17 protein-coding genes, 1 tRNA gene and 1 riboswitch are annotated in these 19,131 nt (G+C 43.6%); of the genes, 15 read left to right on the top strand and 3 right to left on the bottom strand.

Going from position 1 to position 19,131, the window contains the following annotated elements:
- The first annotated feature begins 1,330 nt into the window (after positions 1-1,330).
- The 5 genes from ACHUFM_RS12115 to ACHUFM_RS12095 all read left to right on the top strand — a co-directional run bounded on the left by ACHUFM_RS12115 (position 1,331) and on the right by ACHUFM_RS12095 (position 3,229).
- Positions 1,331-1,873 carry a hypothetical protein gene (locus tag ACHUFM_RS12115; protein ID WP_394182493.1) on the top strand — a complete coding sequence of 181 codons (543 nt, stop codon included), beginning with the start codon at positions 1,331-1,333 and terminating at the stop codon, positions 1,871-1,873.
- Between the two features lie 187 nt (positions 1,874-2,060).
- Positions 2,061-2,294, top strand: a complete 234-nt coding sequence (locus ACHUFM_RS12110) for a ribbon-helix-helix domain-containing protein (RefSeq protein ID WP_394182492.1) — start codon at positions 2,061-2,063, stop codon at positions 2,292-2,294.
- On the top strand, positions 2,281-2,544 hold the full coding sequence (locus ACHUFM_RS12105) for a type II toxin-antitoxin system RelE family toxin (protein WP_394182491.1): 264 nt from the start codon (positions 2,281-2,283) through the stop codon (positions 2,542-2,544). Before ACHUFM_RS12110 ends, ACHUFM_RS12105 begins: the two co-directional genes overlap by 14 nt.
- 142 nt (positions 2,545-2,686) lie before the next feature.
- Positions 2,687-2,836 carry a DUF2496 domain-containing protein gene (locus ACHUFM_RS12100; protein ID WP_082825410.1) on the top strand — a complete coding sequence of 50 codons (150 nt, stop codon included), beginning with the start codon at positions 2,687-2,689 and terminating at the stop codon, positions 2,834-2,836.
- Positions 2,837-2,872: 36 nt separating this feature from the next.
- The gene (locus ACHUFM_RS12095) at positions 2,873-3,229 is read left to right on the top strand and encodes a DUF1304 domain-containing protein (protein WP_394182490.1); all 357 of its coding nucleotides are present in this window, start codon (positions 2,873-2,875) and stop codon (positions 3,227-3,229) included.
- Between the two features lie 49 nt (positions 3,230-3,278).
- Here the strand turns inward: ACHUFM_RS12095 and ACHUFM_RS12090 are convergent, their stop codons facing one another.
- On the bottom strand, positions 3,279-3,770 hold the full coding sequence (locus ACHUFM_RS12090) for a 6,7-dimethyl-8-ribityllumazine synthase (RefSeq protein WP_394182489.1): 492 nt from the start codon (positions 3,768-3,770) through the stop codon (positions 3,279-3,281).
- A 121-nt stretch (positions 3,771-3,891) separates the two neighbouring features.
- Positions 3,892-4,051: riboswitch (FMN riboswitch) on the bottom strand.
- A gap of 236 nt (positions 4,052-4,287) precedes the next feature.
- Between ACHUFM_RS12090 and ACHUFM_RS12085 the strand changes: the two genes are divergently transcribed.
- The 10 genes from ACHUFM_RS12085 to ACHUFM_RS12040 all read left to right on the top strand — a co-directional run bounded on the left by ACHUFM_RS12085 (position 4,288) and on the right by ACHUFM_RS12040 (position 17,501).
- On the top strand, positions 4,288-4,644 hold the full coding sequence (locus ACHUFM_RS12085; protein ID WP_394182488.1) for an MliC family protein: 357 nt from the start codon (positions 4,288-4,290) through the stop codon (positions 4,642-4,644).
- A 124-nt stretch (positions 4,645-4,768) separates the two neighbouring features.
- A complete protein-coding gene (cobJ, locus tag ACHUFM_RS12080; RefSeq protein ID WP_063332618.1) occupies positions 4,769-5,545 on the top strand; it encodes a precorrin-3B C(17)-methyltransferase in 777 nt (258 codons plus the stop codon).
- 14 nt (positions 5,546-5,559) lie between these two features.
- Positions 5,560-6,351 carry a precorrin-4 C(11)-methyltransferase gene (gene cobM / locus ACHUFM_RS12075; RefSeq protein WP_394182487.1) on the top strand — a complete coding sequence of 264 codons (792 nt, stop codon included), beginning with the start codon at positions 5,560-5,562 and terminating at the stop codon, positions 6,349-6,351.
- Positions 6,342-7,421 (top strand): cobalamin biosynthesis protein CobW, encoded by a 1,080-nt coding sequence (gene cobW / locus ACHUFM_RS12070; RefSeq protein WP_394182486.1) that lies wholly within the window; start codon positions 6,342-6,344, stop codon positions 7,419-7,421. Before cobM ends, cobW begins: the two co-directional genes overlap by 10 nt.
- A 16-nt stretch (positions 7,422-7,437) precedes the next feature.
- Entirely contained in the window at positions 7,438-11,271 is a 3,834-nt protein-coding gene (cobN, locus tag ACHUFM_RS12065; protein WP_394182485.1) for a cobaltochelatase subunit CobN, read from the top strand.
- A gap of 51 nt (positions 11,272-11,322) precedes the next feature.
- A complete protein-coding gene (locus tag ACHUFM_RS12060; protein WP_394182484.1) occupies positions 11,323-12,519 on the top strand; it encodes a sirohydrochlorin chelatase in 1,197 nt (398 codons plus the stop codon).
- A 271-nt stretch (positions 12,520-12,790) separates the two neighbouring features.
- Positions 12,791-14,713 (top strand): EAL domain-containing protein, encoded by a 1,923-nt coding sequence (locus ACHUFM_RS12055; protein WP_394182483.1) that lies wholly within the window; start codon positions 12,791-12,793, stop codon positions 14,711-14,713.
- 28 nt (positions 14,714-14,741) lie between these two features.
- Complete coding sequence (locus ACHUFM_RS12050; protein WP_394182482.1) at positions 14,742-15,209, top strand: OsmC family protein; 468 nt, start codon at positions 14,742-14,744, stop codon at positions 15,207-15,209.
- Positions 15,210-15,230: 21 nt separating this feature from the next.
- Positions 15,231-15,662 carry an acyl-CoA thioesterase gene (locus ACHUFM_RS12045; protein ID WP_394182481.1) on the top strand — a complete coding sequence of 144 codons (432 nt, stop codon included), beginning with the start codon at positions 15,231-15,233 and terminating at the stop codon, positions 15,660-15,662.
- A gap of 198 nt (positions 15,663-15,860) precedes the next feature.
- Entirely contained in the window at positions 15,861-17,501 is a 1,641-nt protein-coding gene (locus ACHUFM_RS12040; protein ID WP_394182480.1) for an ankyrin repeat domain-containing protein, read from the top strand.
- 105 nt (positions 17,502-17,606) lie between these two features.
- Here ACHUFM_RS12040 and ACHUFM_RS12035 read toward each other — a convergent pair.
- Both ACHUFM_RS12035 and ACHUFM_RS12030 read right to left on the bottom strand, forming a co-directional pair.
- Positions 17,607-17,691 (bottom strand) — tRNA-Leu (locus ACHUFM_RS12035).
- A 64-nt stretch (positions 17,692-17,755) separates the two neighbouring features.
- Complete coding sequence (locus tag ACHUFM_RS12030) at positions 17,756-18,982, bottom strand: EAL and HDOD domain-containing protein (RefSeq protein ID WP_394182479.1); 1,227 nt, start codon at positions 18,980-18,982, stop codon at positions 17,756-17,758.
- Positions 18,983-19,131: the final 149 nt, after the last annotated feature.

Genomic DNA, 19,131 nt, shown 5'->3' with positions numbered 1-19,131 from the left:
CTCAGAAGTGAAAAGCGCCATCGCCGATGGTAGTGTGGGGGATCCCATGTGAGAGTAGGTCGTCGTCAAGCTTTAAATTAAGAAGCCCTGATAGGTTATCCTGTCAGGGCTTTTTTACGTCTGAAATAAGTGAGAAAAATCACAAATCGGGCTCTAGCCCTCCAACAAGAAGTCGTTTCTTGTGCTTCCATTTGCTTGCGCCTGTCTCGCCAGCTCGACGCGTCAGCACAAATGCAAAACAAGAATGACACACTTCCCGAGACCGTATGGTTGAACCACCTGATGACACCGCGAACTCAGAAGTGACTCTTTATCCGCCGCAGGCGCTCGCCACTGCCGATGGTAGTGTGGGCCTTATGATGAAAGGAAAGCATGTGAGAGTAGGTCGTTATCAAGATCTAATTAAGAAGCCCTGATAGGTTATCCTGTCAGGGCTTTTTTACGTCTGGCGTAAATGTTGGTCATCGTTAAATCATATCCTCAGAAATCCCAACCTCTGAAATCCTCACACACAACACGATCCCAACCAGCGACGCCTTGCGTCACTGCCGTCGTCAGCGGCTTACGCTGCCTGGGATCTTGCTCATCTAGTCACATGCATAAGTCAAATGGGCTCAAGCTATCCGATATGATGTTTTGTCGACAAACCAAGTCTCTTGTTCCTTCCCCTTATGTCTTCAAGGGTAAGGGATGGGGTTAGCCCAGCAACCTCTATTAAATCACATTAACAGCAAGACGCGGTTATTTTGTTAGCCTAGCCCGTTTTGTTCTTTTACCCAATCAAATACTGCACTAGTCACATGCACAAGTCTGATGGGCTCAAGCTATCCGATGTGTTTTGTCGACAAACCAAGTCTCTTGTTCCTTCCCCTTATGTCTTCAAGGGGAAGGGATGGGGTTAGTCCAGCAACCTCAATCCAATCACATTAACTGCAAGACTCGGTTATTTTGTTAGCCTTGCCCGTTTTGTTCTTTTTCCCCAATCAAATACTGTACTAGTATCAAACAGATAGAACACTCGGTATTGAAATAACGCGCAAGGTAAAAAGTGCAAACGCGCATGCTCGTTTTGATCACACGCTTTTTCACGGATGATAAAAAACTTAAAGCACTTCAATGTGTTACCTAGTTTCGAAAAATATCTCATCAGCGTAAACGCACATGCGCATTATTAAAAATGTTAGCTTATAAGGAGAGTCTGTGACTAAATTTGGGGTAATAATTACAGCAATATATATCACAATGATATTGTTTTTAAGGTGGGCTAGAGCCTTCCTGAGCTAGTGACCATGCCTCTTAACGATTTTTTGCGGGTGTATTTGGGTCACTCATGCTTTTTTGGTTGATTCTCGGTTACATTCAGCAACAAAGTGAGCTTCAGCAGAATACGAAAGCGCTAGAATTACAAGCCGAAGAGCTCAAGAAATCTGTTGAGCAACACAAAGAACTAGTGAAGGCCACTAAAGAGCAGGTACAAGCAGACTTTAAAGCATTGGAAATTGAAGAGATTCGTGCGATGAGGGAAGCGCACCCAAACTTTTCAATAACTGGTGCTGGCTGGAGCTCTAAAACAGGAGCGAAAGTGTCTTATCAAATTAATTTGATTAACTCTGGGCGTCCTGCTTCAGGTGTTAGCTTTAGTATCGTGCCAGAGATATCTGAAATAAATCCAAAAAGTGTTGTTCATTACTTTAATGAAGGCCAAACACACTCTCTGAAATGGGATACTGAGAAAAGCGGTGAGGCACCAACTGAGCTGAAATTAATCATCAGCTGCAAAGATGCAAATACCAATTCGTACAATAAAATGTTCGACCTGATATTGGGTGAAGATAAAAAATATCATGTCGAGAATGTTGCAGAAGTAAGCTAACAAGTTGCTCAATTTGACGCAGCGGTCTACGCTCCTTTTTGTGCATTCGCTTCGCTCATTATTACACAAAAATCCGCTCCAACCACTGCGCAAATTAGCAAGGCGTTAGGTACTTTTGAGTAAAAATTAGCTCCAATGACATTTTAACGCTATAATGTTTTAACGTTACTTAAGTGGGGACTTATTCATGAGTACTTTATCAAAACGATCAACCGTCTATTTCGAGCCAGCAATTCATAATGCTCTGAAACTGCGGGCAGCATCATCAGATACCTCAATATCAGAGTTAATTGATGAAGCAGTGAGACTTCTTATGAAAGAAGATCAAGAAGACTTGGCTGCGGTAAGACTACGGGCCAACGAGCCCGAAATTTCCTATGAGGACTTGCTAAACAGTTTGGAAGCTGATGGAAAAATATAGCGTCACTTTCAAGAAATCAGTAGTAAAAGATTTTATGGCAATTCCCAAATCAGACGTTAAGAAGATCCTCGCCAAAATTGACTTATTAGCTGAAAACCCTCGAAGAGATGGAGCAATTAAGCTTAGTGGACAAGACTTGTATCGTATCAGGCAAGGCCTTTATAGAATCATTTATGAAATCCGAGAAAACGAGCTTGTGGTACAGGTGATAAAAGTCGGGCATCGCTCTGATGTTTATAAACGTACCTAACAACTCAAAAAACACTCTCACTGCGTTCGCTGGGACGCATACACGCGTGGCGGCTTCGCCATTATGCCCCACGTGCCTGCGCCCGTTATTGGGAAGCTAGCAGCCCCCCCTAATTACCATAAGCTTTATAAAGGATAAGAATATGAGCTTAGACAGAGCACCAGACCATGTTAAGTTGGCGGTGGATTTAATCGAATTATTGGAAACTAATGAAATACCAACTGATGTGGCCGTAGAGGCATTACGTTTGGTATTGAAAGATTTTGAGAATAAGCTGAGTGCGACTGAATAAGTCAGTGGCTGCGAATCCCAATAGTAAGGAGGGGAGATGGCTGTTGTAGCAATGATTCTAGTGGTGGCGGTTGCGCTGTTGCATTTTTACATTCTGTATTTGGAAATGTTTTGTTGGACGACCCCTAAGGGACGTAAAGCGTTTGGTTTGACCGAAGAGTTTGCTGCTTCTACTAAGGTTTTGGCTGCAAACCAAGGTTTGTATAACGGTTTTCTGGGCGCCGGTCTATTGTGGGGGCTATGGTTAGGTCAGAATGGTCAGTCGGTGGTGGTTTTCTTTTTGCTTTGTGTTTTGCTTGCTGGTCTTTATGGCGGTATCAGTGCAAATAAGAAAATTCTTTATATTCAAGCGTTACCCAGTGTGATTACGCTCTTGTCTATCTATTTGTTGTAGTGCGATATTCCGCTCTAATTTGTATAGAGCGGAATAGAAGACACATTATTTAGGCCAGTTGTTTAGCTGCCTCGGTTAAGCGAATGGCTTGATCACAAGCATTGGCCAACTCCGTTCCTTTCTTAACAAAATGGCGACTAAAGTAGTTTTTGTGCTCATCGTGTTCATGGAAGTTATGTGGTGTCAGTACAGCGGTCAAAACAGGTATTTCTGTTTCTAGCTGAACTTGCATAAGGGCGCTACAAACGGTTTGAGCAACAAAATCGTGGCGATAAATGCCACCGTCTACGACAAGTGCTGTACCTGCAATAGCGGCATATTGACCACTTTTTGCGAGAAGTTTCGCTTGTAGTGGGATTTCATAAGCACCTGGCACAGGGATAAGATCGATTAAATCTTTTGTGTAGCCACGGGCGCTTAGTTCTTCCGTAAAAGCATTGACACAGTTCATTACGATGTCTTCATGCCAAGCTGCATGTAAGATCGCAATACGTTTGTTAGCTGGATTGAAATCATGTTGATTCGTTGAGCTCTGATTCATTTTTGTATCCTATAAAAGCGAAATGTGAATCAGGGCGAACGGGCAGGCAAACACACCGTAATAATACGGCATACCATAGTTTGACATTGCCAAAGGGCAATACCAGTAGAGGTTTTGTCTGACGCGCTCTCTATCATCCGGACTATAACCGTCGGCTCTGGAGTCTCACCAGATCTGCTGACCCTAATCACAATACTAATGAAAGTAAATTAGGCGCTCGCGGGCTTAGAAATGCATTCTTTACCGCCGGTGGGGAATTTCACCCCGCCCCGAGAACGAAATCGGAATGTCTTCCGATGCATGAAATATACTTGCTCAAATCGAGTTTTGTCAAAGCTTTAATAGGGCTAGATAGTGGTTTTCTATCTTGTTGCCTTTGTTTTTCACGTAATGACACATTTCTCACGGTTTGGTAACAAAAAATAACCATTTGAGATAGGTGGTTTGCTTCATTTTGATGCCCTTTTCTTTATATTAACGCTTTTACAGCTGGCTTAATAAGAAGGGAGTCTTAGTTATGTTTTGTAGCAAATTTACCTTACCAAATGGTGCTATCTTTGGTGCCGCGATCCTTTTAAGCGCTTGTTCTTCTCAACCGTCTGATCAAGCTGATCAGTCTAACTTAGAAGAGGTTGAGCAAACCAATATGGTCTCTTATCGCTGTGAGAAACAAGATCTACAGGCTTATTTTCATGGTAATCGAGCTGAGATTGTATGGCAGGGCAAAAGCCATTATTTGACTCATGCCGTGAGTGCTTCTGGTGCCAGTTATTTAGGTGAATCTATTACATTTTGGGCACATCAAAATGAAGCGGAACTGGAGTTAGAAGACGGCACTCATATGTCTTGTCAGTTATTAAAAGTAGAATCGTAAAATTCTTATTGCCTGAGAATACTTCATTTTAAATCCCGCTGTTTTCATCCCTCCTTTTTGGTATTAAGTGTACAATACCCACTATTCATGCCTGTTCGGCAAAACTGTGATTTGTAGAGTGAAAATGAGCAAACTTTTTGTGATGGGAATGGGCCCAGGAGACTTGGGTCTAGTAACGCCGAATGCGACGCGTGCACTTGCAGCATGCAGTGATTGGGTGGGTTATGGTTATTACCTCAATCTATTGGGCGACTTAAGTGAAGGTAAGCAGTTTCATGATTTGCCTTTGGGCGAAGAAATTGGCCGTGCTCGTTTGGCGTTATCATTAGCCGCTGATGGTAAAACAACGGCGTTAATTTCTAGTGGTGACATTGGTATTTATGCCATGGCGACCTTGGTGTTTGAACTGCTTGATCTGCAGTTACAAGGAAAAGAATCTCACCCTGAATGGCTGGATGTGGACATTGAAGTGATTCCTGGCATTTCTGCGATGCAGGCGGGCGCCAGCCGCGTTGGAGCCATGCTCGGACATGACTTTTGCACCATCTCTCTTTCCGATTTATTAACCCCTTGGGAAACCATAGATAAACGATTGCATGCCTGCGGTGCTGGAGACTTTGTTGTTTCGTTTTATAACCCAGTATCGAAAAAGCGTGATTGGCAATTAAATCATGCCCGCGATGTCTTACTGCAATATCGACCGGCTAGCACACCCGTGATGATAGGTCGTCAGTTAACCCGTCCTGAAGAAATGATTCGATTCATCACGCTAGGCGAATTAGAGGCTAAGGATGTGGATATGTTCACCATGGTGAGCGTTGGAAACTCTGACAGCAAGCACATTGTTAATGGTCATAAAGAGTGGATCTATACTCCTCGTGGCTACTCTAAGAAATTGTAATTAAGAGACTCAATATGACGGTGTATTTTATTGGCGCTGGTCCTGGTGACCCAGATTTGATGACGGTGAAAGCGGTGAATACCATCGCGGCTTGCCAAGTAATTCTTTACGCAGGCTCTTTGATCCCAACTCAGGTCATTGACAGTGTACGTGGTTCGGCAGAGGCCATTTATGATACGGCGGAGATGAATCTCGATGAAACGACAGCGGTAATAGAGCAAGCCGCTCGAGAAGGTAAAGATGTGGCTCGTTTGCAGTCTGGTGATCCGGCTTTATATGGCGCGATTGGTGAGCAAATCCGACGTTTGGAAGCCCTTGATATTGATTATGAAGTGATACCTGGTGTCAGTGCGGTGGCCGCTTCTGCTGCGTTGTTAAAGAAAGAGTTAACCCTGTCTGGTGTGTCACAAACTGTGATTATGACTCGTTATGAAGGCAAAACCCCGTTCCCTGAAAGAGAGCGTCTTCCGGCTTTGGCTCAAAGTGGTGCGACTCTGGCCATTCATCTCGGTATCACGCGTATTCATAAAATTGTCGAAGAGCTTATTCCTTATTATGGCGAAGATTGTCCTGTGGCGGTGTGCTATCGCACCAGTTGGCCTGATCAGGATTACGTGGTTGGCACTCTGGCGGATATTGTCGCTAAAGTTCGAGAGAAAAAGTTCACTCGCACCAGTTTGATTTTGGTTGGTAAGGTTCTCGATACAGAGGAGTTTGCTGATTCGTATTTATATGACAAGGGTCAGGCGCATATTTTTCGCAAAATACACCGACCTAAGAATAAAAAGGATGGCACATGCAATTAAATAAAATCCCCACAACAATTGTCACGGGCTTTCTGGGAAGTGGTAAAACCACTTTATTGTCGAATGTTTTAAAACAAGCGGCTGGTAAGCGCATTGCGGTTATTGTGAATGAATTTGGTGAACTGGACATTGACTCAGATTTACTGCGATCCTGCCCATTGGATTGCGATGATGAACAGAGTGACAGTCAACGCAGTGAAGAAGGTTTTTACGAGTTAGCAAATGGCTGTATCTGTTGTACGGTGGAAGAAGAGTTTCTTCCCGTGATGGAGCAGTTGGTCGCGCGTCGTGATGACATTGATCATATTCTGATTGAAACCAGTGGTTTGGCTTTACCTAAGCCTTTGGTTCAGGCTTTTAATTGGCCAGGCATTAAAGAGCATTGCACAGTAGATGCTGTTATTACTGTTGTAGACGGTCCTGCGGTGGCAGCAGGACGATTTGCTCACAATGAAGAGCAAGTGCAAGCACAGCGTCTGGCGGATGAAAGTTTGGATCATGATCCTAGTTTGCAAGAGCTTTTGGATGATCAGTTGAGTGCAGCAGACTTAGTGGTGGTCAGCAAGAACGATTTATTGGATGAGATTGAGCGGGGTAAAGTCCAAGCTGTGATTGCCAATGAGGTGCCAAGTACTGTGAAGACAGTTTACATTGAGCATGGTGAAGCAGAATTAGACAAATTGCTTGGCATTGATGCAGCGAGCGAATCTCGTATCGATGACGTACATAATCATCATGATCATCACCACGCGCACGGTGAGCACCATGAACATGCTCACGACCACTTTGATTCTTTTGTGGTGAAATTGGGGGAAGTATCCTCTGATTTGCTGCAAGAAGCACTAGAGCAGTTGATAGAAGAGCATAATATATTTCGCGTGAAAGGCTTTGCGGCAGTGCATGGTAAGCCAATGCGCCAAGTTTTTCAGGCCGTAGGTCGACGTTTGGATCGTTACTTTGACCGTTTGTGGCAAGCGGAAGAAATTCGTCAGACACAATTGGTCTTTATTGGTAAAGGCATCGACAAAGAAACCATTGAAGGCGCGTTGAATGACGCGTTAAGCGCATAGCTGAAGGTTTGCTTCCTTGCATTTATTAGCGGCTAAACCGGGTGGGTTTGTTGACGATGAAGGCATTGTCGACCTAGGGCAGAGTCCGGCAGAGTTAGTGATCCTAGCAGCTGCAGACTCTGTGTTAGGCGCGCTCGGTGCAGCATTAGATCATCTAGGGCATCAATCAGATTTGCCAAGTGTGCGTTTGGCGAATTGGATGCAATTGGTAAAACCGGCTGCCTATGATTTGTATGAGCACAAGGTGCTCGAAGATGCCAAGGTTGTGGTGGTCTCTCTATTAGGTGGTGAGCATTATTGGCCTTATGGCTTTCAGCAATTGCAGGTCTGGCGTCAAGCCAAACCGGGTCGAGTATTGATTATGGTGCCCGGCGATGATGCAGAAGATCCAGCGTTAAGCCAAGCGTCCAATGTTGAGCACGAAGACAGTCATCGTATCTGGCGTTATTTAAGAGAGAGTGGGTTGAACAACTCTCTGTCTTGTTTGCGTTTCCTTAGTGCACGTTTTTTTGATAAAAAAATCCACTGGGCTGAGCCTAGCGCCTTGCCAAATGCGGTGATTTACCATCAAGGTAATGTTGCCAGTTATGTAGAGTGGCAAGCGGATTGTCAAAAGGAAGCAGCAAGTCGTCCCGTAGTCTTGTTGGTTTTCTATCGCTCGTTACTGCAAAGCGGCAATACGCAAGTTTTTGATGACTTAATCGACGTACTCAAAGCGCAAGGTTTGCAGCCTTTAACCATAGCGGTTAACTCCTTAAAAGACGATGTTGCTATTCAGCTGATAGACACCCTAATTGAGAAAAGCCAAACCAAGGTCATTTTGAATACCACAGGGTTCGCCGCGAATCGGGCGGCCAGTCCTGATTTATCGTCTAACCCAAGTGATTTCCAATCTCCGTTTGGGGCGAATATTCCTGTCTTACAGCTGATTTTGTCTGCCAGCACGGAAGAGGATTGGCAAGCTCAAACACAAGGCTTACGCAGCCGCGATGTGGCGATGCAAATTGTGTTACCCGAAATGGATGGTCGAGTGATTACTCGAGCCATCAGTTTTAAAGCTTTGAGTTATTATCATCAAGCCGCTCAAATTGATTTAGTGCGTTATCAACTGCACCCAGAAAGAGCCGAGTTTGTTGCTCAGTTAGCGTACCGCTATGCCACATTATCAAGCAAGGCGAATGCCGATAAACGTATTGCGTTTGTGTTGGCGAATTACCCCACCAAAGATGGCCGAATTGGAAATGGGGTTGGTTTGGACACGCCGGCATCCACCGTCAATTTATTGAATGCCTTAAAAGATCAAGGCTATCCGATTGACGCTATTCCTGAAAATGGTAATGCCTTAATAGAAGCGTTATTAGGTGCGGTCACCAATAACCCCAATAGCTTGCATGAAAGAGGCTGCTGGCAAAGCTTAGCCCTAGATGACTATTTAGAGCATTTCTATCGCTTGCCATTGGCTTCTCAACAAGCGGTTTGGGATCGTTGGGGGCCACCGGAAAACGATCACAAGTGTCGTCTTCAAAATGGTCAGTATCGCCTTATGCTGGCAGGCATCCGCTTGGGTGAGACGTTTGTGGGCATTCAACCTGCGCGTGGTTTTAATTTAGATTTAGTGGCGAATTACCATGATCCTGATTTGATTCCACCGCACAGTTATTTAGCCTTCTACTTTTGGTTAAGGCATGTGTATCAAGTAGATGCTTTTGTGCATGTTGGTAAACACGGCAACCTGGAATGGTTACCTGGAAAAGGGACTGCATTGTCTGAGCAATGTTGGCCGGATATTGCCCTTGGTGCGATGCCACATTTTTACCCTTTTATTGTTAATGATCCTGGAGAAGGGGCGCAAGCTAAGCGTCGTACGCAAGCGGTGATTATTGATCACTTGATGCCACCGATGACACGAGCCGAAACCTATGGCGAGATGGCCGAATTGGAAAATTTGGTGGACGAATATTATCAAGCCATGGGCATGGATGTTCGTCGTGAAACTTGGCTGCGCGAGAAAATACTGGAGAAGGTCACACAAACACATTTGTTGGAAGAGTTAACCAGCATTGATGCAGAGGATGAGGAATCTGTTTTAGAGGGACTGGATGCGTATTTGTGTGACATCAAAGAAGCGCAAATACGGCATGGTTTGCATCGTCTTGGTGAGTTGCCAGAGCATGCTAAACTTGCAGACACCCTAGTAGCTTTGTTGCGTTTGCCGAGAGGAAACCAAGATGACAGTCGCGGTTTGCTGCACGCTTTGGTAGCGGATCTGGCGTTGACGGTGGACGATTTTAACCCTATGCAGGCGACTCGCTCGATCTGGATGGGCGAAAAGCCACAGCAACTACAAGTCATTAGTTCGAGTGATTGGCGAACGTATGCTGATACAAAAGAAAGGCTTGAGCTGTTGGCAGTGGATCTGGTAAAGCAATATTTATTGGAGGCAACCGATCCAGATGCGTTAATGTCGTCTTTGCCCCTTACCGCAAAGCTTTTAAAACATGCTAAGCGCCAGCTGTTAACGGCGCTTCATGAGAGTGCTAAACAAGAGATTCAAGCTTTGTTAAACGGTCTATCCGGTGGCTTTATTGCGCCAGGGCCAAGTGGCGCTCCTACTCGCGGACGGTTGGATACCTTGCCGACTGGACGTAATTTTTTCTCGGTAGACAACCGTTCTATTCCATCGCCTGCGGCGTGGGCCATTGGTCAAAAGTCGGCTGAGGCTCTGCTGCAACGGCATTTACAAGAGCACGGCGATTACCCCAGAGAATTGGGCTTGTCGGTATGGGGAACGGCAACGATGCGCACTGGCGGCGATGACATTGCGCAAGCGTTTGCGTTGATGGGCGTGCGTCCAATTTGGGCACCCGGTTCGAATCGAGTGATGGATTTCGAAGTCTTATCCTGTATGCAATTGGGTCGACCGCGAGTGGATGTAACGCTTCGAGTCTCGGGCTTTTTTCGTGATGCATTTGCCAATGTCATGCGTTTGTATGATGCGGCCGTGCAGGTTATTGCGGACTTCGAAGAGCCAGGTACAGGGAACGTTATCCGTCGTCATATTGCGGAACGTGAAGAAGTATTATTGGCCGATGGTTTGGACCCAGAAAGTGCTAAGCGACAAGCGTCCTATCGGGTGTTTGGTAGTAAACCAGGCGCATACGGTGCCGGACTTCAGGGGTTAATTGATGAGCGTTGCTGGGATGAGCGCAGTGATCTTGCTGAAGCTTATGTGAACTGGGGCGGCTATGCCTATGATGGTGATAAACACGATGGGGTAGAAGCCAAAGGAGCGTTTATTGAGCGCTTATCCAAACTGGAGGCTGTGGTTCAAAATCAAGATAACCGTGAGCACGACATTTTAGACTCGGATGACTATTATCAGTTTCAGGGCGGTATGACGAATGCGGTGACTCAGTTTCGAGGTCAAGTGCCGAGTGTTTATCATAATGATCATTCCAATCCCAGTGAGCCCAAAATTCGTACCCTGAAAGAAGAGCTGAATCGGGTTGTACGTTCGAGAGTGTTAAATCCTAAATGGATTCAAGCAATGCAAGAACACGGTTACAAAGGGGCATTCGAGATGACGGCGACGGTCGATTATTTGTTTGCTTATGATGCGACAACGGATTTGGTCGCGGATTATCAGTATGAACAAGTGACCCAGCAGCTATTATTAGACCCGGACAATCAAGCCTTTATGCGTGATAATAACCCTCACGCGTTAGAAGAAATGGCTGAACGTTTGCTAGAAGCCATTCAGCGCGGCATGTGGCAGGACGACAAGGGCTGCAAAGCCGAGATTCAATCTTTGCTGCTTGATTTAGATCAGCGGCAAGAGCAAAAAAGATAGTAGTCTTGGGCAGAAGATTACTTATCCAAATTGATTATTAAGAGAGACGTAATGAGCAATACAACACTCCCGAAGAAACAAGGCATTATGATCTGTGGTCATGGCAGTCGTGACAAAGATGCCGAGCGTGAATTTGGTTTGGTCGCCAAAGGTTTAAAAAACCGTTACCCAGACATGCCGGTGGAGTATGGCTTTTTGGAGTTTTCGGCTCCTAACATTCATATGGGGCTAGACAGCCTTATTCAGCAGGGTGTGGAAGAGATTTACGCTGTACCAGGAATGTTGTTTGCCGCCACTCATGCGAAAAACGATATCCCTTCTGTGTTGACGACTTATGAAGAAAAGCATCCAGGCCTGAAGATAACCTATGGTCGTGAATTGGGCTTACAGGACGATATGATCGAAGCCTTTCAAGCCCGTATTTATGAGTCATTAGGGTTGGATCCAGAACAACCACCAGAAAACCTATACGATACTATGTTGGTTGTTGTCGGACGAGGTACTTCAGATACATCGGCTAATGCCGAGGCGGCAAAATTAACTCGTATAGTCAATGAAAATATGGGCTTTGGTTGGGCGGACACTGTGTATTCTGGTGTGACTTACCCTTCTGTTGGTGTGGGCTTAGAAAAACTTCTGAAATTGGGGTTTAAGCGTATTGTTGTCGCGCCTTATTTCTTATTTACTGGCCGCTTGATTAAGCGAATCCAAGGATATGTTGATAAAGTCGCGAGTGAAAACCCAGGGATTGAGTTCATTCAGACACCTTACCTGAATGATCATCCAAGGGTGATTGATGCGTTTGTGAATCGTGTCGAGGAAATACGACAAGATGACTTAGAAACGGGTCAAGAAACCTTGATGAGCTCTTTTAAGCGCCGTCTTGCTGCTGGGGAAGTCGACGTCCATCATCATCACGCCGAGTTTGTGGACCCACAGGATGATACGCAAGGCTTGTCAGAGTCTGATCACCAGCATCACCACTCTGATCATAGTCATGAGCATTCGCATTCGCATGGGCATTCGCATGGGCATTCTCACCATAGTCACGGGCATTCTCACGGTCACTCGCATCATGGTCATTCACATGGCGTTTACAAGCACATAGGGCATCCACTTGGGCCAAGAACCATGATAGGGGAAGGTGTGTGTTGTTGTTTCATGGGGCAGTTTACAGATGACATTTTAGCAGAGGAAAAAGACCGTATTGAAGGGGATTGTACGCAGACAGCGTTGGCTCACAAATAAGCCATTAAACAGTGTTTGATGATGCTAAGCTTAAGGTAATCTTAATGATCAAAAAGCCAATGGAAACATTGGCTTTTTTCTATATCAATCAGATATAGTAATAAATCTCGCTTTAACTCATTCACTTATCGATGGTAAAAAAATGGATCAAACTAAAAAACTCTTCTCTTTAAGAGGGGTTTTTAGCTTTACGTTTTTGTTTGTCGTAGTGTTAAGTCTTGTTTTTTTAATCTTTGTTAATTCGGATTTGAATATAAAACAAATGCACTTGATGACCTCAAGCAAAAAAGCTTTTGAACGCATTTTGCCTGCTGGGCAAAATTCTTCACTCCACTCGATTGAAGGTGGCAGCACTATTGGTTATCAAGTCATTTGCCAGCCTTTAAACCAGCCAGAAAATAACTTATGTGGTTTGGTGTTCGTATTGCCAAAGAAAGAAGGTCGAGGGTTTCCTTTAGACACTTATGAATCTCTTTCTTTTAAGCTTTATGTTGAATCGACCGTGGAAGACTTTGATAGTCGTGTTCTTGTCTTTGTGAAAAGTTATCTGGATGAAAATAAAGTCTCCCCTGATTTTGTTAAAGATTACAAGTTTCATGCTGTTCGTGTGGATCAGAATGGGTTGATTCAGGTGCCATTATCCCGCTTCAAAGTGGAAACTTGGTGGAAAGACATGCATAACATTCCATTTGATCTTTCTCATGAAGATTTAAGTACGGTGCACAGTATTGAATTTTTTGTGAATGACTTGCCCTTGCAAGATCATCACACTTACCAGCTTACGGTTTCTGATATTAAAATATCGGGCGTGTATCTTGAAAAGAATATGCTCTATAAGGTTTTGTTCTACAGCTGGCTGTTGGTTGGTTTGTGTTTTTACTTTGTCTTTCGATATCGTGAAGCCAAAAAAATTAAAAACCAGGCCTACCATGATCAGCATTCCACTCTTTTGAACCTCAATGGATTCGAGCACAAATATCAAAAACTTTTAGGGCGTCAGGCTATTTTTTATCGTGTGAAGATCATAAATTGGAGCAGCTTAGTGCGTAATTTTGGCATCGCTATGTCGAATACCTTGCTTCAAGATATTATCCAAAATCATTCAGTATTCTTCCGCAGTTATTTTTACATTAGTGCTCGGCTGAGTCATGACGAGTTAGTGTTTGTTAGAAGGCGCAAGGCGTTGTCGGCTGAGGATGAAGAAAAACTGATTCGTTCATTGTTATCACCTATTACCGTAGTGGGGTTAGGGGAGCTTCGTTTGGACATCAAAATTGGTGCCTCAATTGAGAAGTCTGTTCCAGTTAACAGTCAACTGGTGCTAGAAAGAGCGGAGATTGCCAGTCAAGCGATTTTATATAATGACGAAAGAATTCAATTGTTTAGTAATGAGATCAGTCAACTTGCTGAACAAAAAAGTGCGATTGAACAACAAATCATTCAAGCCATTGAAGAAAAAGCTTTTTATCTTTTGTATATGCCAATTTTCAGCGCGTCTCAGCACAAGATTGTTGGGGTTGAGGCTTTGTTAAGGAGTCATTTTGGCGACTTAAAAAACATGTCGCCAGAGGTCTATATTTCCGTCGCGGAAGAGCGAGGCTTGGTGCGAGAGATTGATGCGATGGTCATTAATATGGCCCTGAATGAGGTGGCGGCCTCTGGCTTGGGAGACGATTTCATTCTGTCCATAAACGTGTCTTCGCAAGAGCTAATGGACACCTCGTTTGTGGATCGATTCAGTGCGTTAGTTGAGCGTAGCGGCGTTCACTTTGAGCGCCTGTGTATTGAAATTACAGAAACGTTTTTAATTGATGTTGATGCCGTTTGTGTGAATACGATTAAGAATCTGCGGGCACTTGGCTGCCGATTATCATTAGATGATTTTGGGACTGGTTACACCTCGTTCCAGCAGCTGATTAATTTCCCTGTCGATGAAATAAAAATAGACAGAAGCTTTATTGCGGATTTGGGAGATGAGCAAGGTCACGATGTGATTGTCGATTCGTTGGTTTCGATAGCGAGTAATTATGATTATCATGTGGTAGCTGAAGGCGTGGAAAATAAGCATATATATGATTGTTTGGTTACTAAAGGCTGTGACTTAATGCAAGGTTATTATATTTCCAGACCTATTAGTCTAGTGGAATTAGCGATTCTAAATCAGCAGATAGTTAACGGTGAAATCACTTTATAAGTCACAATTTCTCAATGGTGGGGGACATATGGCGGAGTATACAGCAAAGGTGGTTTGGACAAGGCAAAAGGGTGAATACTTTACTGATAACCGATACAGTCGTGGTCACTATTGGCATTTTGATGGTGGCATAACCCTTCCCGCTTCGTCATCCTCGCATATTGTGCCTAACTATTCTGTGGATGAAAACGTTGATCCAGAGGAGGCGTTTGTGGCGTCTTTGTCCAGTTGCCATATGTTGTTCTTTCTCTCCATTGCGGCCCAAAAAGGTTTTATTATTGATGAATATCATGATCACGCTGTCGGTGTTTTGGCGAAAAATGATGCGGGGAAAATGGCCATGACAGAGGTGACATTACGACCTAGGGTGAGCTTCTCTGGGGATCATAAACCTGATTTTGCTATGCTTGAGCATTTACACCATCTCTCCCATGAGCAATGTTTTATTGCGAATTCTGTACATACTAAGGTGATGACTGAAATACAAATGTCATAAGTTGCATTGAGAGGAAACGATATGTCGAATACTGAAGTGAAAGCCAAAGGTCGTTTAACCACTCGTACTGTGGCTATGCCTGCCGATACTAACCCTGCTGGTGATATTTTTGGGGGCTGGGTTGTTTCTCAAATGGATATTGCCGCAGGAATTTGTGCGGGTCAAAGGGCACAGTCGCGGGTGGTCACTGTCGCTCTAGATGGAATGAGTTTTATTCGTCCCGTGAAAGTGGGAGATATTTTGGGGGTTTATACGCAGGTAGAATCGGTTGGTCGCACCTCTATGAATATCATGGTGGAAGCTTGGGTGAGAAGAGGACGCATCGGCCACAGAGAAAAAGTCACGGAAGGCCTGTTTAAATTTGTGGCTATCGATGAGTCAGGTCACTCCACACCGATTCCCAATGAAGAAGATTTACCTGATTATGTGACGCATGGCTTTGAAGAGTTTTAGTGATTTGCTCTGCCTAAAATAAAAAAAGCGCTTATGTTAGATATAAACGCTTCCATCACTCAAATGATAGGCACATTGAAATTCTTTGATATTCGACTAGTCTTAGACATTGTGTTTTAAAGAGGGACTGCTTCAATTGACTCTCTTATAGGCTTTTAACACTATTTTGTTCGCTAATAATGTAGGTGCTGCGATACTATGAGAAAATATCTACCGATATTTCTACTGAGTTCTCCTCTTCTTTTCGCTTCTCCATATGACAGTTGCTTGAGTCTAACTGCTCATGAGCGCTTCTCTGAGCTGAGTGGTTTTGTGGAATACGATGATATTGATTGGAGACAGGCATTGCCTGTTTGTGAGCAGGCTGTTGCAGAGCACCCTGATGATTATAAAGCGTTATACAGCCTGAGTCGGGTGTACTCTCGACAATATGATGAACTTGGCGGGAAAGAGATACAAGAGACGTTTTATGACTACATGGTAAAAAGCTACTGGGCTGGATTTGGGCACGCTGCTTGGGTTCTTGCAATGGAGAATCTTGAATCTGAGAAATGGGATCAAGCTATCTATTGGATAGACTTAAATATTAAGGATGGCAGTGTCAGGGCGGTAAATAAAAAAGCCCTTTGGTTGTACTCTAACAACGAAGTTTACCCAAATAAAAACTACCAAGAAGCGGTGGCATTGTTAAAGACTGCAGCAGACAGTGATAATCAATATATTCACTATAATCTAGCCGCCTTACATTACTATGATATATATGAAATGGTGGACTATGATTTTGCTTTAACGCATTTTAAAAAAGCGGCCGATCTAGGTCATCCCAGCAGCTTGTATGTGTTAGGTGAAATCTATCACAACGGATTTGGTACGAAGAAAGACCCCATAAAGTCGACAGAATATTATCTTGCTGCCAAAGAAGCAGGTAGCACGATCAAGAACCTAGATCAAAGGCTGAGCCAAAGTGCGATGAACGCTTGGCTAAGCAGCGAAGAATATGAATATTATGACCTATCTATTAATACCTTAAGATCTTTGGCGTTTAATGGCGACCATGAAGCGATCACCTTTCTAAGGCAGCAGAGAATTGCTTCTTTACCGGATAATACCCCTTTAGATTACTTCTTGGTGCATACGCAGGGAGAGGCGTATTTAGAGAGAGCGTCGAAGTATTTAGACCGATACATAGAAAACCAAAATGCGGAAGATAGAAAAAAGGTTTATAAAGCATGGAATGGGTACGTTGACGTTATGGTTGCCAATGGCGTATACAGCGATCCGATAGCGTATTTTTCACACGTAGTTGAGCAAGGTTATGGACCCTTTTTTGAAGTTAGTCAGCTTCATTTGTCAAAAATGTACACCTTTCTTTTTATAGATTATAAGTCTAAGTATGATGGTATTAAGGCTTTGACTGCTGCAATGCTGACGGATGAAAAAGAGATCGTTGAAGAAGTTGCACATAGTATCTTTATCGCTACGGATAGAGAGTCATATGAAGATATTCTTGTTGCGGCTGACCGAAATTACAGGAACTATAATATCGATTTCGTTATTAATCGCTATGAGCAAGCATTGAAGAACAATAGGCTTGGTTTGGCCACTACTTATATCAAAGAGAGCTCAATAGGCATAGATGACAGGCGAAGTACTGATGGTGTGAGTATGCTGCATTTGGCTATTTGGCATAACCATACCGACATTGCTATGTTACTTATTGATGAAGGTGCGGATATCAACTTAGCAGATCGCCAAGGTCATAAACCATTAGGATATGCTATTCATAAGCAGAATATAAAATTGACAAAATACCTGAATGGGTTAGGTGCTAAGAATTAATACGGCTGAGTTTTTTTGCCGAGCTCCCAATATTCAAGAAAAGCGTCATTCATAAGCCTAGAAACAACAAAGCCCTAACTAAAAATAGCTAGGGCTTTGTCTAAATGGTACCAGTAGGCGGACTCGAACCGCCACGCCTTTCGGCAACGGATTTTGAATCCGTCGTGTCTACCAATTCCACCACACTGGCCTTGAAAAGGTGAAACGTATTTTATGTTTTTTTCTTTGGCTGTCAATTGTTTAACGAAAAATAATTAGTAAATTGACTGCATGACCTCTTCCGACCAGAGCATAGCATCGAGAAAAGCCCGATTTAACTCAGAAAGTTGTGTTTTATTCAGCGTTTCTATGTTTTGCCATTGCTGATCTTCACAACTTAAAGTCAGTGTCAAATAGTGACCTAAGTCGCCAGATTGATGAAGAATAGCCGCAAGTGCGTCGTTCTCCAGAGCGGTTTGTTCCAGTATCACTTGCTTCTCAACATTAAATACCGCGTCTATTCCTGACATAAGGCCCACCATAAAAGCAGACTCCGATAGTGAGGCTTGATTCTTTTCCGCTAGAAGTTGGCAGCACCTCGCGCGAGTTAAGAGCACTTTTAGCAAAGCATTAGGCTGCGAGGTAGATGAGGTTAAAGTGATCAATAATGCCCATCGCTTTAGTTTTACCAAGCCCAGAAAGATAACCGCTTCTTTTATAGAAACCACTTTCTTAGTAATTCCGCAAACAGGGCTGTTTAGAATTCGGAGTAATTGATAAGACAGTTTAGGGTTCTTCGCGACTAGGTGGGAAATCTCATCAATGCTAATATCTTTGTTTTGCAGGGCATTCACCAGTTCAATCGCACCATGGGTTGCCGAATCAATTTTTTTGCCCTTGATGAGCTCAGGGCGCTGTAAGAAATACCCTTGGAAGAGGTCAAAACCGAGTTTTTTACAAAGTTCAAACATGGCTTCGTTTTCCACTTTTTCCGCCAGTAAAACCATACCACGACGCTTTAATGAAGCAATTTCGGTCATGTATTTTTCAGGTGGTGTAGTAAGTACATCAATTTTGACAATGGAAACCCAAGGCAATAAAGCCTCATAGGCTGCTTCAAATTGATAGTCATCTAAAGCAAATCGATAACCTGCTGCTCGCCATTTTTCGACCGCTTGATAAAACTCGGGAGTGAGTCGCTGGCTTTCTAAAATTTCAATGTAAACCGTATCATGGTCGATTGGAAAAAAGGCATCCGATAGCATGAGCTCGGTGGTCATGTTAACGAAAAAGGGTTTTCTTAGTTGCGATTCTATTTTTGTAATACCAATACAGAGGTTAACAAGAACTTGGCTGGTGGCTAATTCACCATCTGAAAATTGCGCTTTTTGGGCATCCATTCCACGGAATAACAGCTCATAACCAAAAATCTCTTTGTTGCGTTTGAGAATAGGTTGCTGAGCCATCATTAAGTCATCTAACACCGTAGGAAAGTTGATCATATACTGCTCTAGGGTTACTTCTTAAGATTTTTCTAATGATACCAACTTTTGTTGGAGGGCTCTAAGTTTTAATTTCAGAATCGCATCAAATATTCATCATAAGGCATTGACAGGAAACATCTTCAGCCATAGAATTCTGCGCTGTTTTG

The sequence above is a fragment of the Marinomonas posidonica genome (assembly GCF_043643765.1).
Classification (GTDB): Bacteria; Pseudomonadota; Gammaproteobacteria; order Pseudomonadales; family Marinomonadaceae; genus Marinomonas; species Marinomonas posidonica_A.
Note: the sequence above shows the minus strand (reverse complement) of the source record. Positions and strands in the feature narration are given on the sequence as shown.